Source organism: Prosthecobacter fluviatilis (assembly GCF_055388355.1).
Genome location: NZ_AP043782.1, coordinates 3122439 through 3137372, shown reverse-complemented (window position 1 = coordinate 3137372; position 14934 = coordinate 3122439). Strand labels below are relative to the sequence as shown.

Annotated in this window: 13 protein-coding genes; 2 read left to right on the top strand and 11 right to left on the bottom strand. The window is 60.9% G+C overall.

Features of this window, described 5'->3' with window-relative positions; genetic code table 11:
- Positions 1-91 precede the first annotated feature (91 nt).
- The 6 genes from ACZ5WW_RS12045 to ACZ5WW_RS12020 are packed head-to-tail and all read right to left on the bottom strand — an operon-like array spanning position 92 to position 6752.
- The gene (locus tag ACZ5WW_RS12045; RefSeq protein ID WP_377167830.1) at positions 92-1270 is read right to left on the bottom strand and encodes a sialidase family protein; all 1179 of its coding nucleotides are present in this window, start codon (positions 1268-1270) and stop codon (positions 92-94) included.
- 51 nt (positions 1271-1321) lie between these two features.
- A complete protein-coding gene (locus ACZ5WW_RS12040; RefSeq protein ID WP_377167827.1) occupies positions 1322-2488 on the bottom strand; it encodes a sialidase family protein in 1167 nt (388 codons plus the stop codon).
- A gap of 54 nt (positions 2489-2542) precedes the next feature.
- Entirely contained in the window at positions 2543-3217 is a 675-nt protein-coding gene (locus ACZ5WW_RS12035; RefSeq protein ID WP_377167824.1) for a hypothetical protein, read from the bottom strand.
- Positions 3218-3227: 10 nt separating this feature from the next.
- Positions 3228-4490, bottom strand: a complete 1263-nt coding sequence (locus tag ACZ5WW_RS12030; protein WP_377167821.1) for a hypothetical protein — start codon at positions 4488-4490, stop codon at positions 3228-3230.
- Between the two features lie 12 nt (positions 4491-4502).
- Positions 4503-5831 (bottom strand): exo-alpha-sialidase, encoded by a 1329-nt coding sequence (locus ACZ5WW_RS12025; protein WP_377167818.1) that lies wholly within the window; start codon positions 5829-5831, stop codon positions 4503-4505.
- Between the two features lie 12 nt (positions 5832-5843).
- Positions 5844-6752, bottom strand: a complete 909-nt coding sequence (locus tag ACZ5WW_RS12020) for a dihydrodipicolinate synthase family protein (protein WP_377167815.1) — start codon at positions 6750-6752, stop codon at positions 5844-5846.
- A 134-nt stretch (positions 6753-6886) separates the two neighbouring features.
- Here ACZ5WW_RS12020 and ACZ5WW_RS12015 point away from each other — a divergent pair, with 134 nt between their 5' ends.
- Entirely contained in the window at positions 6887-7747 is an 861-nt protein-coding gene (locus tag ACZ5WW_RS12015; RefSeq protein ID WP_377167812.1) for a helix-turn-helix transcriptional regulator, read from the top strand.
- 50 nt (positions 7748-7797) lie between these two features.
- Positions 7798-9459: a DNA repair protein RecN gene (gene recN / locus ACZ5WW_RS12010; protein ID WP_377167809.1), complete on the top strand. Its 1662-nt coding sequence runs from the start codon at positions 7798-7800 to the stop codon at positions 9457-9459.
- 2 nt (positions 9460-9461) lie between these two features.
- Here the strand turns inward: recN and ACZ5WW_RS12005 are convergent, their stop codons facing one another.
- From ACZ5WW_RS12005 to ACZ5WW_RS11985, 5 genes are all read right to left on the bottom strand, one after another.
- Positions 9462-9776, bottom strand: coding sequence for a hypothetical protein (locus ACZ5WW_RS12005; protein ID WP_377167806.1), 315 nt, complete (start codon positions 9774-9776; stop codon positions 9462-9464).
- Between the two features lie 33 nt (positions 9777-9809).
- Positions 9810-10532: a fibronectin type III domain-containing protein gene (locus ACZ5WW_RS12000; protein ID WP_377167803.1), complete on the bottom strand. Its 723-nt coding sequence runs from the start codon at positions 10530-10532 to the stop codon at positions 9810-9812.
- A 271-nt stretch (positions 10533-10803) separates the two neighbouring features.
- Positions 10804-11808, bottom strand: coding sequence for a UDP-glucose 4-epimerase GalE (galE, locus tag ACZ5WW_RS11995; protein WP_377167800.1), 1005 nt, complete (start codon positions 11806-11808; stop codon positions 10804-10806).
- Positions 11809-11885: 77 nt separating this feature from the next.
- Positions 11886-12089: a hypothetical protein gene (locus ACZ5WW_RS11990; protein WP_377167797.1), complete on the bottom strand. Its 204-nt coding sequence runs from the start codon at positions 12087-12089 to the stop codon at positions 11886-11888.
- The gene (locus ACZ5WW_RS11985; protein WP_377167794.1) at positions 12086-14872 is read right to left on the bottom strand and encodes a PVC-type heme-binding CxxCH protein; all 2787 of its coding nucleotides are present in this window, start codon (positions 14870-14872) and stop codon (positions 12086-12088) included. Before ACZ5WW_RS11985 ends, ACZ5WW_RS11990 begins: the two co-directional genes overlap by 4 nt.
- Between the last annotated feature and the right edge of the window lie 62 nt (positions 14873-14934).

Here is a 14934-nt window from a genome sequence, read left to right as displayed (position 1 = left end):
TCCCCAACCTGCCGCACTGCCCGGCGCGGAGTGGTCCGCACTCTCCGAGTGCGGCTTCCATCCTGTCATGGCCAGCATCCGCAAAACTCTCTCATTTCCCCATTGGAGCCGTCCAAAACGTACCCTCGATCGCCCGGTCATCCTCCTTCGGTCCATTGTAATAATACACCGTCAGCACTCTGCCATCTGGCCTCACCAAACTCCGCGGATACCCCAGATCCCCGTCAAACCCATCCTCCCGCAGCACGATCTCCGGCCCCCACGTCACCCCGCCATCCTCGCTGATGCACGCCCGCATGCCCGAGGGCTTGTGGCGGTAGCCATAGCTGAAGGCCACACGTCCATCCTGCAGCTGCACCAGGGCGGGTGGATTGCCTCCCATCTTGGTCACCGCCTTGCCAGTCATCGTCCACGTCTTGCCCATGTCCGCGCTGCGCCACGCCTCGATGAATCCCGACACCTTCGGATCAGACCGCCGGATCATCGTCAGCAGCGTCCCATCCTTCAGCTTCAAAGACGAAGGCATGATCGCATACCCGCCTTCCACCGGCTCAGGCCCGATCAGCGACACCAGTTTCCAGCTCATTCCGCCATCCGTCGTCCTCGCGCAAAACACACGCCCCTCCTTGCCATCGTTTTTCTTGCCACAGCTCCCAAACATCAGGCAGTCGTGCTTGCCCAGAATGATCAAATCCGTGCGCGTGCAGATGCGGTCCACTCCCTCCACCGCAAACGAGTACGGCCCCTGCCATGTCTTGCAGCGGTCCAGGCTCGTGTAAAACCACGAGGGGCCTGCATGCAGGCTGCCAAAGCGAAACATCAGCACCGAATCCGGTGCGGTGAAATCAAACGGCGCAGTCAGCGGCGCAGGCTTCGCCTCCTTGCTGGGATCTGCAAACGGCAGGTTCTCCTCCGTCTTCCACGTCTTGCCACCATCCACGCTACGCGCCTGGATTTCATAGCTCGGCTTCGTCCGGTCGATCCGGTGATCCGTCGTCGTCTGCTTGTACCACGTGGAGGTAAATCCCACCACCAGCTCATCTCCCCACTGCCACAGCCCACGATTGGCAGGCCAGCCACCGTAGCGCCCCGGCTCCTTGTAGATGATCACATTTTGTTTTTGATCCGCAGGCAGCGCGAGGGTGGGTGCCGCCGCTTTCTTCTTCGCGGAGTCAGCGATCTCCAGTTTCGCATCGTCAGCGGCAAAGACGTTCAGGGTCAGGATCGGTGCCACAAAGAGGGCACGGAGGATGGGATGGGGGTATGTCATAAAGCCTTTAAAAAAGAAGGTGGAATGAACTGCGCTGCGTCGCGCCGCTCCTCACGGAGCCGCCGGTTTCAGGTCTGGCAGGCTCAGCTTGCCAAAGCGGATCGCACGCCGGTGGCGCTTGGCATCTCCGCTGTCCCACACCGCACGAAATTCACCCGGCCCCACCTCGATCAGCGTGGGGTAGGAATTGTGAATGCCTTCATCAAAGAAGTTCTGCTCCGGCCCCCACGCGCCATCAGCGCTGCCCACCTTGTATCGCAGCGCCATTCGGCTGAAGGTCGGGCCGTCATTGTACACATACAGCAGCCTGCCATCGCCGCTGCGGCCATACCAGGCTTCTGAAACAGTATTCCACAGCTCCGGCTCTTCCTGTGCCACGCTCCAGGTGCGCCCGCCATCCGCGCTGCTGCTGGACCACGCACGCGGCGGATTCAGTGCTCCTCCATCCATCAGCTTCCCCTCGGGCACTCCCGTCGAGGTGCGCATCACCATCTTCAGCCGCCCCTGCTTGGCATCCATCACCGCGATCTGCCCTTCATGTAAAAAGGCCTCTTTCCCCTTCGGCAGGGGCACATAGCCGCCCAGGTGCCAGTCCAGCAGGCTGGTGCTTCGAAGCACAAAATGCTCCCTCGTGCCATGCGGATCAGCACGCCGCGTGTTGCGGTGCGCGGGCATCACATACACCGGATGCCCGTCTTCCTCGATGCGTCGGATCTCCCCCAGGATCACCAGAGGTCCCGTGTAGTGCATCGCCAGCTCCACCGGATTCCACGAGCGCCCCCCGTCACCGCTGTACGCTGCCGCCAGGTGCGAGTCCTCGCTGTCCGCATAGTTCAGCGGGCACCTCATCGCAAAGCACCACAGCACCTCCTGTCCTGGTGGTTTGTACAGCACCGCATTGCAGTAGCCAAATTGCATGGCCCCATGCCGCTCCGTGCTGTCAAAGATCGTGCTCGGAATGCTCCAGCTCTGTCCGTCGTCGGTGGACACCACCGCATCAATGCTCCCCATGTCCGTCTTTCCGGCGATGCCCAGCTGGTACGCTGCCACCAGATGCTTATCCTTCCACAGCGCCAGGCTCGGCTGTCCCAGCAGCGCTGCCCGCGGCTCCTGTTCGGCGGTGCGTATCACGCGCACGTCACGCACATCTCCCGTTTCTGCCGCGTAGAGGCACGGTAGCACCATGGACAGGCCGGTGGCAAGGAGACAGCTTTTCATGCGATGAGAGCGAATTGTGGTGAAGGGTGCGTTTCTGTTCTGTCGCGTTTCAGGTCATCCTTTCGACTGCGCACTCCACAGGCTGAGATGGCGAAACTGCGCCCCTTCACCGCGCGCCACCATGCCGATCCGGCCCTTGCGGTCTTTGAAGCGCTCATGCCGCGCTTCCAAAGTGTGATCATCTACTCGCGCCAGCCAGCGGTCACCGCAGACTTCGACGGTGATGCGGTGCCACGCCTCAGGATCGAGCTTCACTTCGATCTTCGTCAGTTCCTCACGGCGCGTTTCCTTGGCGATCCCGCTCATCTTTTGAATCCAGATGGCCGTAGGCGTGATCACGACACGTCCCTGATGCAGGTTCGGCTTGTTCGTGTCACGGCACACAAACCCGATCTGCGGCGAGGCTCCGAGTTTGAATTCACCAGTCAGCACATAGTCTCCCAGCTCCACCAGATGCTCGCACACCGCCTCATGCCCGTTCGGGCGGTTCTTGCTCGGCCCCTCCTGCTTCGCATACGCCGCACCATCCACAATGCTCCACGTGCCGATGCCTGCTCGCCAGCCATCCATGCCAGGCTGCCCTTCCTTCGCAAAGGACTCGGGCCGGTCAAATTTCTCAGCAGCCACCAGTTCTGTCGTCTGGCAGATTTGGGTGGCAGGCGCAGCAGGCGTTTCGGCCGCCGCTTGCTGCAGGCACATCAGTGCCAGGAGGAGGGAAAGAGATTTCATCAGGGGCGGTTCAGGGATTCAGCAGATGATTGCGGCGTGCCTTCCAGTACGCCGCCAGGTGGTAGACGATCCCGCAGCTCGAATTATGCGCGTAGTCAAACCGCCGCAGTAGATCCGCCAGCGCGGTCTGCTGCGCTGCGGAGAGCGCGCCGGGCTCGACCATGAGAAGGATCAGTGCGGACTCCCCGGCTTCACGCGTGATGTGCCAGATCTCGCGAAACGGCCCCCACTGCGGATTCGGGTAGCCTTTTTGATTCTTCCACTCAGGCACTTTCCGCCAGTCCGGCCCGGTCATCCGCATTTCATCCGCACTCTTTTTGCCAATCTGCGCACGCACGCTGTCAAAACGTTTCGCCGCCAGGTCGCGCACATGCATCATCCGTTCATAAATCGTGGCCTTCAGCGCGGCATCCGGCTCCAGTTCATGCAGCACCTCCAGCGAGCACTGCATCTGCAGCAGCGCATAGGCTGGCTTGTTCTCGCCAGGTGCGGCTGATTGCGCGATGGCCTCTGCCGCATGGCGCCTCCAGGCTTCACGGTAGCGCTCTTCACGCGTCACATCCCATGCCGCCGCATAAATCATCGGCAGCCTTGCGGCTTCATGCGCCTGCACATTCCACATGCGGCAGATGCCCAGCGGGCAGCGCGTCCCATCCGCACGGCAGAAATCATAGTCATTCTCCGGCGTCACAAAGGCCAGCATCCGCTCCGCCACGTCTCCCAGCACCACACGGATCTCCTTCTTCATCGCCTCATCCGCCAGCGGGCTGCGGTAATACTGCCACAGCCCATGCACAAAGTGGGTCACTTGGTCACGCGACGAATTGATGTAAACACTCTTCGCATCCTCCGGGCACACATTGCGCGCCACAAAGCCCCGCACCCCATGCACAGTGGTGCACAGCTTCAGCCCCGCAAACACACTCGCCGCCTTCTCTCGCAGTCCCTCCTCGCCTGTCACGGCAAAGCGGTCGCACAGCACACTCAGCATCGCCCCGCCCAGGATCGCGCCATCCTCCATGCCCGTGCTGTATCCACACGGGTTCGGATACTGCCTTTTCACCTCTTCAGCCGTCGGCAGATGCGCCTGTTCCTTGCCCTTGTCGTAGCTGCTCAGGTAGTCGCCAAACGTCTGCACCTGCGGCAGATAAAAGCGGCTCCACGTGACATCCCATGCCTGTGCAATCTGGGTGGAAAGCCCCGGCTCCTCAGCGGGCGCAAGGCTCGCACAGGTCGTGGCAAAGATTAAAGCTAAAAGCGGGCGTGGTTGCATGCGCACGGTGAATTACTGGGGCCACTTTCCGTCGACCATGGGTTTCAGCTCCAGCTTGGCCGGATCAATCACCACATGCTTCGCCTTCTGGCGCTTCCACGTGTATGTCATGTGCACCAGCCCGTCGCTCGTCTGAATGATCGCCGGATAGCTGAATTCCTTCTTCGGCTCGTCTTCCAGCACAAGTGCCGCTTCCCAGGTCTGCCCATCCTTGCTCACCGCCAGGTTCAGCGGGCTGCGGCCTTTGGCGGTATGGTTGTAGATCAGCAGATGCCTCCCATCCTTCAGCGTCACCGCATCCGTTCCCGAATTCGGATTCGGCAGTTCCGTTAGCGAGATCTCACCCCAGGTCTTGCCAAGGTCATTGGAGCTGATCTGGAAGACTTTCCCCTGCCGCGTCCGGCCGATGGCCTGAATCTTCTCACCACCCAGCTCCAGAATGCTCGGCTGGATCGCACTCACCTTCAGCCCGTCGTGCAGCAGTTCCGTGCGCTGCCACGTTTTGCCCAGGTCGCTCGTCCGCTCAAAGTAGATCGCCCACGCGCTCGGCTTGGTGTCAGTCTCATTGCTCGTCGGGCACAGGATGTCGCCATTCGGCAGTTGCACCGGCTTGTTCTTGATCGGGCCAAAGATTCCCTTCGGCAGCTTCTGCGCCGCCGACCACGTCTTGCCGCCATCCGTCGAGGTCTTTAGCTCACCCCACCACGTGCTGGGGGAGGGGCCCACCTTGTAAAACAGCATCAGCGGAGCATTGCGCGGCTGAAACAGCACAGGATTCCACGTCGGGTGGCGCGTGCCATCCGGTTGCACGCCATTGGCCGTTTCAACACTCTCCGTCCACTTCCCATCCACCAGTCGTGACACCCAGATGCACACATCCGGATTTTTCTCCGCCGTGCCGCCAAACCACGCCGAAACCATCCCCGTCGGCGTCTCCACGATCGTCGTCGCATGCACCGAGGGGTACGGCCCTGTGTCATAGATGTACTCCGTCTTCAGCACTCCTGGCTGCGGTTTGGCAGCTCCCAGCCATTCCCAGGAGGTCAGCTCATGCGTCCGGTCCAGCTTGTGCCACACCACCACCGCCGCCTGCTTTGGCGTGCTGCCATCCAGCACATTCAGCACCAGCTTGAAGTTCATTCCGGCCACCACCTGGCTTTCTGCACTTGCGATGCCTTCCATCTTCAGCTTCGGATCCTTCGTCTTCACCGCAAACTCCGCAGCGGCAAGCGCCTCCTTGTCTCTTGGAGAAAGGACGCTGAAACCTCCGGGTATCTGTGCGTGGAGATCGCATTGGATCAGCAGGAAGATGGCAAGGTAGAGTAGCGAGACAAATTTCATTGTGTTTGGGTTTTAAGAGATCAATCCCAGCTTCACAAGCCTTTCACGAATCATCGCCCTTTCAGGCTCACGGAATCGCTGAAACGGCTCCGCCATGTGGTCTTCGCAGATGCCCAGCAGCGACAGCCCGCACTTGATCCCCTTGATGATCGCGGACTTGTGCCTGCCCACCGTATAAATGCTCCCCGCCAGCTGCATCACCTGCGCATGCAGTTCGCGCGTGCGCTTCAAATCTTGAGCTGCGGCCGCCTGATACATTTCCACATACAGCCTCGGGTTCAGATTCGCCCCACCGTTGATGCCCCCATGCCCTCCCAGCAGCACCGCTTCCGCAGTGAGTTCCTCAGGCCCCACCAGCACGCTCCAGTCCGCACGCTGTTTCGCCACCTCAATCAGCCGGTGAAAGTAGATCATGTCACAGGAGCTGTCCTTCACCCCGCAGACACCAGGCATGTCTAGCGCCCGGCGCACCAGGTCGATCTCAAAGCTCACCTTTGTCAGACCCGGCATGTTGTACAAAAACATCGGCAGCGGCATCTCCGCCACCAGATCCTGGATGTACTCCTGCATCTCCGGCGGCGCGGCAGGGAAGTAGTAGGGCGGCGCGGTCACCACATGCGTCGCTCCGGCCTCCGCGCTGTGCTTGGCCAGGTTCACACTCTCCGTAAATGAAGTGTCCGTGATCCCCACCAGCACCGGCACACGTCCCGCAGTCTGCTTGCAGGTGCGCTCGATCAGCTCACGGCGCAGCCGGTAGCTCAGGCTCGGGCCTTCACCTGTGGTCCCGAGAATGAACAGGCCGGAGACACCTCCACCGATCAGATGCTCGATCAGCCGCTCCAAACCGGCGCAGTCAAGTGTGTCGCGATCACGCAATGGGGTGACGAGTGGGGGAATGATGCCGCTAAGTGGTTGGGACATGCCTGAAAAGGGACTCGGGACCGGCCTTCAAGGCAACCACTCACTGCGTTGAATGTTTGCCAACGGCATGACGATTCTTGACTCTTTCTCGCAAGAATCTCCGCATTCACGGCTTTGAAAGTTGTCCCCCAACCATGCCAGCCACCGACCAGGCAGACTATTTCTCCAAGCAAGTCGTGCGTACGCGCCGCTTTTTCCTTCCAGACTGGGAGAAGCGCCCGCATGACGAGATGCATCTCTGCCTCGTTGGCGGTGGCTGCGAGTGGTGCGCACCCGACTTCGTCGTGGACCGCCGCAGCTTTCCGTTCATGGCCTTTGAGTTCGTTTCCAAAGGGCGCGGCAGCGTCACGCTGGCAGATCAGGCACACGAGCTGGAGGCCGGCCACGCCTTTATCTTCGACTCCACCACGCCCCAGGTCATCCGCAGCGCTGCGGACGACCCCATGGTGAAGTACTTCTTCAACTTCACCGGCCAGCGCGCTCTCCGGCTGATGAGCGATCTTGATCTCCCGCCCGGCAGCGTTCTCCGTGTTGCAGATGCCTCCCGCGTGGTCTCCCTGCTGGAGGAGGTCATCGACCACGCGCTGCGCGGCGGCCGCTTCGGTCTGCGGGCCGCATCCGCCGCACTCGAGCACGCCCTCGTTCTCTGCGCAGACTCCCGCCAGTCCGCCACCACCAAGATCGACCCCGCCTACGCCACCTACCTCCGCTGCCGTGGCCATCTCCTGCGCAATTACCCGGTGCTCAGCAGCATCGAGCAGGCCGCCAAAGCCTGCCACGTCTCCGCCGCCTACTTCACCCGGCTGTTTCAGCGCTACGACACCGAAACACCCCTCGCCTGCCTCACCCGGCTCAAGCTCTCCCAGGCCGCCATCAAGCTCCGTCAGCCCGATGCCCTCGTGAAAGCTGTCGCCGCCGAGCTCGGTTACAAGTCCGCCGCACATTTCTCGCGCGCATTCAAATCTTGGAGTGGAAGATCGCCTCGTGGTGGTTGAAATGCGAAAAGAACGTTGCATGTTCATTTGTCCACCATTTCCCTCCACCCATGCTTTCCTTCCTCAAAATCCGCAATCTGGCCCTCGTTGAAGATGTGACCTGGGATTTGGCGGCCGGTTTGATCGGAGTCACAGGCGAGACCGGCGCGGGTAAATCCATCATCGTGGGCGCCTTGAAGCTGATTTTGGGCGAACGCGCAGACCGCAGCCTCATCCGCAACGGCCAGGACGCCTGCACGGTCGAGGCCAGCTTCCACCTCAAAAACACCGCTGCCATCGACGCCGTGCTCGAAGAGGCCGGACTCGACCCCTGCCAGGATGGCGAGCTCCTCATCAAGCGCACCATCAGTGCCAGCGGGGCGAATAAACAGTTCGTCAATTGCTCCCCCGTCACCATCCAGGTGCTCAAGAGCCTCGGCGAATTCCTCGTCGATCTTCACGGCCCCCACGATCACCAGTCGCTGAACTCCCGCGAGCGCCAGCTCGAGATGCTCGACAAATACTCTGGCATCGAAGACCTCCTGGGCAAATACCAGGCCGCCTGGAAGCTCTGGCGCACCGCAGCCACCGAGCTCGATGAACTCGAAAACTCCGAGCGCGCCAGCAGCCAGCAGATCGACATGCTCAAATTCCAGGCCAACGAGATCGCCGCCGCCAACCTCAAACCCGGCGAGGAGGAGGAGATCGAAGCCCGCCACCGCATCGCCGCCAACGGCGCACGCCTCGCCGAGCTCTGCGGCAGCATCACCAGCCGCCTCAGCGAGGGAGAGGGCAGCATCATCGACGGCCTCCGCGAGCTCGGCCGCAGCATCCACGAGCTGGAAAAAATCGACCCCGCCACCGCCACCATGTTTGAAGGCTTCAAGTCGGCTCAAATCGAACTGACCGAGTTGGAAAGCAGCGTGCAGGACTACGCAGACGATCTGGAAATCGACGGCGCTGAGCTGGACAAGCTCGAAAGCCGCATCCACACCATCCAGACCCTCAAGCGCAAATACGGCCGCACCATCGCCGAGATACTCGAGTTCCTCGCCGAAACCGAGCGCAAGCTCGCCAAAATGGAAAACCGCGGCGAGGAGATTGCCAGACTGCAGCAGCTCGTCAAAGAACGCGAAGCCGATGTCCTCAAGCTCGGCAAACAGCTCTCAAAGAAGCGCACCGATGCCGCCCCCAAACTCGCCAAGGAAGTCGCCACACACCTCGCAGACCTCGGCTTCAAGCGCAGCGTTTTCGAGGCACAGCTCGCAGTTTTGCCTGCTCCCGAGCGCAACGGCCTCGAAGAAGTGGACTTCCACTTCGCGCCCAATCCCGGCGAACCCTCCAAACCCCTCCGCCTCACCGCCTCCAGCGGCGAAATGTCCCGCGTGCTTCTCGCCGTGAAAAGCGCCCTCGCCAAGCAGGACGCGGTTCCCCTCCTCGTCTTTGATGAAATCGACGCCAATGTCGGCGGCAATATTGCCGAGGCTGTCGGCCGCAAGATGGCCGCTCTGGGGGCCACGCATCAGGTCATCGCCATCACGCACTTCCCGCAGGTCGCCTCGCTCGCGCAAAGCCACTTCGTCGTCACCAAGGAAATCACTGGCAACACCACCCGCTCACAGATCCAGCCCGTCAGCGACGAGCAGCGTGTCAATGAGCTCGCACGCATGCTTGGCGGCAGTGCCGAGAGCGCGCGCGTGCATGCCCTCAGCCTGCTCAAAGGCGCTGCCTGAGCCTACACCATCAAGGCCATGCGTGGCGGGCGGCCCTTCACACGGCTCAGCGTGGCACGCAGGGCCAGTGATCCCAGCTGCGTCTGCGGATTCCAGCCCTTGGGGGCCTTCTTTGCGGCGCTGGTCCAGACCATCCCGCCGGCGATCCACTGCTGGCGGAAATCATCGTAGCTGACGCCCTTGTCGTCGTCAGTGACGCCAAACTGGAATCCGCAGCACGCGCAGATTTCCATCGATGCGCCCCCGGTGCGGTTGCGTGGCGGCTCTGCGAGCTTGTCATAGCCGCAGACGGGGCAGAAGTTGGGGTTTGTTTTCATGGTTGGTTGTTTGGAATTTTCGCAGGGCTTTGGTCAGCGTTCGAAAAAGCGAAGATGGGTTGCCTTCACTGTTTGCCCGGGCTGGCGTTGCCAGTAGCTGACACTGCCAGGCTTGAAAAAAGTCTTGGTCCTGCCGGCGTTGTTGTATGCACCAAATACGCCCGTCGCCGGATCAAAGACGCGCAGCGTTCCGTCTGTGCGGTCCAGCTTCATCGGCAGATCCTCAGTGCGGGCACGCTGGAGAAATCGCCACGCCTGGGCCGCGTACTCTTCCGGCGATTTGCTCCCGAAGTCGCGCCCATGGCGGTCATAGTGATCCTGCAGTGAGTCCAGGTGTCCCCACGTCTCGCGGGCACTCGGAGCTTTTGCCGCGGCGTCCGTCTGCTCCCTGTCCTTTTTCCCCGGGGCGATGACATCCAGCACACGACGCACCAGCGAAGGCTGGGGCGTTGCAGTCGCCGCCGCAGCTCCTGCAGTGGTGAAGGACCCTCCCGCCAGTCGCGTCCGAGCGCTGCCGACGCTGAAGTAATACGTGGTGGCCGGAGTCAGGGCTTCCAGCTTGATCGTATGCTCCCGCGTCACCGCACCTTCCGCCTTGCGGTCAAGCGCCGCAGCGGTCTGCCCGTATTGCAGTCGCGTGCCGCATTCCACATCGGTGCGCCACTGGATGGTGGCGGTGCTCTCAGTGGTTGTCGTCTGCACTGGCCCGGTCAGTTCAACAGCACGGATCAGCGTGCCACTAAGACACGCAATCATGCAGACAACCCAATGACCGAAAGTTCTCATTATAAATGTGACACTCGATGCATCTATAGTGTGACAGTCTTAAGGGAAGACCGTTCAAACAGTGAGATGCACATGCCCTTCCATTCGCTCATCTCACGTATGAGTCAATACACTCTCGCAAAACGATATGAATCGTCCTGGCTGAATAAATGTTTTACAAGTTTAGGCTAAATGCCTAATTCTTGTGCTGCTTGGCGGTGTCGCGGGAGGCGCGATCACCGGCAGCTTGAATCCTTGAGAATCAAGCAGAATACCGTCCATGCCGCTCTCCGCTCATCCATTTCCATGCAGACTCGATGTGCTCCCGCGGGTCTTTGTGAAGCGCTTCCCACTGAATAATTTCTTTAGCCAATTTAGGCTCTGCGATGAGCTCTGAGGGGTCTCCCGCACGGCGCGGCCCAAAACTCACAGGAATTTTCTTCCCCGTCACCTCTTCCGCCGTCGTGATGATTTCCTTCACACTGAACCCTCTTCCCGTGCCCAGATTGACCGCGACTGTTTCACCGCCTTTTCTCAGATAGCTCAATGCCAGCGCATGGGCTGAGGCCAGATCACACACATGGATGTAATCGCGAATGCACGTGCCATCAGGCGTCGCATAGTCGGTGCCAAACACCGTGATGTTTTCGATCTCCCCCGTCGCCGCCATCAAAATTCGCGGGATCAGATGCGTCTCAGGATTGTGATCTTCACCAATCTCACCGCTCGGATGGCATCCGCTCGCATTGAAGTATCTCAGAAACACACTTTTCAGCCCCCACGCATGGCCGCAGTCGCGCAGCACTCGCTCCAGCATCCACTTGCTCGCACCATACGGATTCACCGGCGCTTGCGGATGTGTTTCATCGATCGGGATTCTCACCGGGTCGCCATACGTTGCGCAGGTGGACGAAAAAATGAAACGTTTGCACCCGTGGCGCTGCATGGCTTCAAGAAGCGTCAGCGGTGCGGCAAGATTGTTCCGGTAATACTTCAGGGGATCAGTCACCGATTCCCCCACGTACGCAAACGCCGCGAAATGCAGCACTGCCTCCGGCTGGTGCTCCGAGAAAACTTTCTCCAGCAGCGCGGCGTCGGCCATGTCTCCTTCCACAAAGCTCACCCGGTCCAGGGGCAGCGCCTCACGATGTCCGAAGACAAGGTTGTCCAGCACCACCACACGTTCGTTTTGTTCCAGCAAATGACGCACGGTGTGCGAGCCGATGTAACCTGCGCCGCCGGTGATGAGGAGTGTTCCTTTTGACATGGGGGTAAATACAGCAGCCGTGGAGCCTGCTGCCAAACAAAGATTGTCTTAAATTCATCTGAGCAAATGATCCGGCCTCACTTGCCCTCCTGCTTCTTCTCCAGGGCCGATTTCATCACCTCCAGCTGGCTGTTCACCTTTTTCGATTCAGACGTCAGGCGCTCCATGAGCACCTTCACCACTTCACGGCTGTTCTTGTTGAAGCCCAGGATGAAGATCATGCCAAAGAACAGCAGCCACCCGGGGCCAAACTGAAATTTTTTGTTCGGAGAGGCACTCATGGCGCTTTAGGCAGCGGAACCTGCACCGGATGCATCAGGTAGGCAATCAGATCGCGCACCTGCTCCGGGCCAAAGGCCAGCAGCAGACCCTCCGGCATCATGGAAAGCGGCGACGCCTCCTGCTTGGTGATGTCCGCACGGTCCAGCGTCATCGTCTCCGTCATCGTCCGCAGCGTGATCGTGCGCGCATTCGACTCCGTCACCACCCCGCTCAGCACTCGCCCGTCCTTGTGCGTCAGCAGGCTCATGCGGTAGTCCGCGCTCACCACCCCGCTCGGGTCCGCAATGTTCTCCAGCAGATAGTCCAGATTCGCACGTCCAGATCCCGTCAGGTCAGGCCCGATCTTCCCGCCCTGCCCATACATCATGTGGCACGATCCGCAGATCGCCGTGAAGAGCATTCGCCCCTGGCTCAGGTTCGCCTTCGCCAGCGTCGCTGGCGTCAGCTGCTTCTTCACCTTCTCGATCAGCTCCTTTTTGTCCGCAGCCGACTCCCGCAGCTCGCCCCACGCCTCCACCAGCTCCTTGCTCAGCGCCTCATCTTTAAACGCCGCGATCTGCCGCGCATGGAACGCGCTCAAGTCCGCTCTTGGGATCTTGCCCGCCGACATGTCCTTCAGCAGCGCCCTCGCAAAAGCCGGGCGCGACACCAGCGTGTCGATCACCGTCGTCCGCTCCGCTGGTGCAAATTTCTTGTAGCTCGCCGCCAGCCTCGTGCCGATCTCCGGATCATCAAACAGCGCCAGCCCGCGCACTGCCGTCACATTCAGCCCCCGCACCTCCAGCAGCTGCGTGCAGATCGCGCGCAGATCATCCGGCTTGTTCTCGATCAGCGTCTTCAGCGCAGCCTCTCGCGCCGCCAGATCCGCCTTCTCATCCAGCGCCATCTTCTTCACATCATCCAGCGCCCTTCCATCGCCAAACAGGATGCTCAGCTCCTGCACGAGCTTCCTGTCCGCCTCCGCCTTGCCCGCCGTGCTGGCAAATCCATCCCACGCCTCCGGCTTCGCCGCCTTCCGTATCCCCTTAAATGCCTCCGCCATCCCCTCAAGAATCATCCCCGCCTGCTCCGCCTTCGCACCCGCCAGCAGCGCATTCAGTGCCTCCGGCTGTGTCGCCAGGCTCCGCGTCATCCACTTCAGCGTCTTCGGCCACATGCACTCCTTCGCCAGCTTCACCAGCGCCATCGGGTCCTGCTTTGCCAGCGGCGAAATGCCATACCATACCAGATACGGCAGGAAGGGGTCGTTCGCGTCCTCCGCATGTGCCAGCAGCGCCGCTCCCAGCTCCGCGCGCTTGCTCACCGGCAGCCGCTGCAGCGTGCTCGCCAGCGTCAGCCTCACAAAGCTCGACTTCTCCTCCCGCGCCATCTTCACCGCATCAAATCCCAGCTCCGGATAAACCGCTCCTTCCATCGGCCCCGGAATCGCATCCAGCGGCGAGAACTGCGTCAGCTCACGGATCGCCAGCGCACGCGCATGCTCGTCGGCCGAGTTCAGGTCCGCCTTAGGCCACGCCTTCTTCCACGCAAACGGCACCTCCGCCTTCTTTGCCTCACCATGGCTCACGCGGAAAATGCGCCCGCTCGTGCGGTGCACCCCTGTGGACTCATGGCACTCGCCCGTGTCACTCCAGTCCAGGATGAACCCGCTGCCATCCGGCCCCGTGCTGATCTCAATTCCCCGGAACCACGGATCATCGCTCAGAAACACATCCGGCTCATGCTTGCCCACATACCCGCTCCCGTTGCGCTCCAGCCGCTCCACATTTGCGCGGCGGCCATGCATGTTCAGCGTGAAAAGCTTCCCTTGGTACTCCTTCGGCCACTGCTCCGCTTGATAAATCATCATCCCGATGTGCGCATGCCCGCCGCCCAGGCTGTTCGCCTTCCCATCGCGCGATGCCGTCCAGCTCCCGCTCCGGTCGTAGTGGTAGTGATCCGCGATCGTGTCCAGCTTCTCATACACATACGGGTTCGCATTGCTCGAGTCCATCAGGTGCGCCCCGTGGATCAGGTGCCACAGATGCCCCGTCACCGTGTTGATGAAAAACATCTCCCCGTTCGCATCCCAGTCATGCCCCCACGGGTTCGTCGTCCCATGCGTCAGCACCTCCACCACTTTCTTCTCCGGGTGGTAGCGCCAGATCCCGCCCTTCATCGGCACACGCTTCTCCTCCGCCGTTCCCGGCACACCCAGCTTCCCTGGGCAAGAGTGCCCGCAGCGTCCATACAGCCATCCATCGGGCGCCAGGCGCAGCCCGTTGGCAAAGTTGTGGTAGTTGTCCTTTGCCACCGTAAACCCATCCAGCACCACCTCTGGCTCGCCATCCGGCACATCGTCATGATTCCGGTCCGCGATGAAGAGCACCTGCGGCGGGCACATCAGCCACACCCCGTCGCGTCCCACCTCCACGCTCGTCAGCATCTGCACATCCTCGGTAAAGACCTTCCGCGTCTCCGCCACACCGTCCCAGTCCTTGTCTTCGAGGATAATGACGCGGTCCTTCAGGCTCAGGTCAAAGCGCTTCGTCCGCTCCGCATACGTGTAGTTCTCCGCCACCCACATGCGGCCACGCGTGTCCCAGCTCATCCCCACCGGATTCTGCACATCCGGCTCCGCCGCAAACAGCGTCGCCTTAAATCCCTCCGGCACCTTCAGCATCTTCAGCGCCTCCCCAGCCGGCGTCGGCTGCGGATTCCCCGGATCACTGTTATACAGCGCAGGAAAATCAGCAGCAGACGCGAGCGACGAAAAGAGCAGGGCAAACAATACAGGCTTCATGGGAGCCCAAAGCCTATTGCGGACTCCCCCCCTGACAAGACCCTCCACAAATTATTAATCCG

What these genes read in the sequence shown, in the direction of transcription:
- ACZ5WW_RS12015 (WP_377167812.1), top strand. Translation starts at nt 6,887, where the DNA reads ATGCCAGCCACCGACCAGGCAGACTATTTCTCCAAGCAAGTCGTGCGT.
- ACZ5WW_RS12030 (WP_377167821.1), bottom strand. Translation starts at nt 4,490, where the DNA reads ATGCAACCACGCCCGCTTTTAGCTTTAATCTTTGCCACGACCTGTGCG.
- ACZ5WW_RS12040 (WP_377167827.1), bottom strand. Translation starts at nt 2,488, where the DNA reads ATGAAAAGCTGTCTCCTTGCCACCGGCCTGTCCATGGTGCTACCGTGC.
- galE (WP_377167800.1), bottom strand. Translation starts at nt 11,808, where the DNA reads ATGTCAAAAGGAACACTCCTCATCACCGGCGGCGCAGGTTACATCGGC.
- ACZ5WW_RS11990 (WP_377167797.1), bottom strand. Translation starts at nt 12,089, where the DNA reads ATGAGTGCCTCTCCGAACAAAAAATTTCAGTTTGGCCCCGGGTGGCTG.
- ACZ5WW_RS11985 (WP_377167794.1), bottom strand. Translation starts at nt 14,872, where the DNA reads ATGAAGCCTGTATTGTTTGCCCTGCTCTTTTCGTCGCTCGCGTCTGCT.
- ACZ5WW_RS12020 (WP_377167815.1), bottom strand. Translation starts at nt 6,752, where the DNA reads ATGTCCCAACCACTTAGCGGCATCATTCCCCCACTCGTCACCCCATTG.
- recN (WP_377167809.1), top strand. Translation starts at nt 7,798, where the DNA reads ATGCTTTCCTTCCTCAAAATCCGCAATCTGGCCCTCGTTGAAGATGTG.
- ACZ5WW_RS12045 (WP_377167830.1), bottom strand. Translation starts at nt 1,270, where the DNA reads ATGACATACCCCCATCCCATCCTCCGTGCCCTCTTTGTGGCACCGATC.
- ACZ5WW_RS12035 (WP_377167824.1), bottom strand. Translation starts at nt 3,217, where the DNA reads ATGAAATCTCTTTCCCTCCTCCTGGCACTGATGTGCCTGCAGCAAGCG.
- ACZ5WW_RS12025 (WP_377167818.1), bottom strand. Translation starts at nt 5,831, where the DNA reads ATGAAATTTGTCTCGCTACTCTACCTTGCCATCTTCCTGCTGATCCAA.
- ACZ5WW_RS12000 (WP_377167803.1), bottom strand. Translation starts at nt 10,532, where the DNA reads ATGATTGCGTGTCTTAGTGGCACGCTGATCCGTGCTGTTGAACTGACC.
- ACZ5WW_RS12005 (WP_377167806.1), bottom strand. Translation starts at nt 9,776, where the DNA reads ATGAAAACAAACCCCAACTTCTGCCCCGTCTGCGGCTATGACAAGCTC.